The organism is Halomonas marinisediminis (genome assembly GCF_004347715.1).
Taxonomy (GTDB): domain Bacteria; phylum Pseudomonadota; class Gammaproteobacteria; order Pseudomonadales; family Halomonadaceae; genus Halomonas; species Halomonas icarae.
Genome location: NZ_SLTR01000111.1, coordinates 1 through 338, shown reverse-complemented (window position 1 = coordinate 338; position 338 = coordinate 1). Strand labels below are relative to the sequence as shown.

The following is a 338-nucleotide window of genomic DNA, read 5'->3' as shown; positions in this document are numbered from 1 at the left end:
ACACAATTATGAAAAAATCAGCTCTGTGGACGAATGAAAAGCAAAGTCCCCCCCTCACAGCCAAGATAGGAGGTCGGTTTTTAAATCCGTTTTGAAGCTGAAAAACAAAAAAGGATGTTCTGTGGCTACTTTTCCAACCTTTGAATCGGTGCTTCTTCAGATTGCTAAAGCGCTTGGTGCTAATCGCAATATGACTTCAAAATCAAAATCCAAGTTTAAATATGGCGATATGTCGATGGACAATTTGTCTGATACTTGGGAAAGCCTCTTGGGCGAAATAGCAGATGCTCTTGGGCTCGATGAGAGTGTCAAAGACGATTTGATTTCTAATATATTAG

At 39.9% G+C, this 338-nt stretch carries 1 protein-coding gene; it reads left to right on the top strand.

The features are described from left to right. Nucleotides 1-121 precede the first annotated feature (121 nt). The coding region (locus E0702_RS16030; RefSeq protein ID WP_132045588.1) for a hypothetical protein at nucleotides 122-338 on the top strand (217 nt) is incomplete at its 3' end.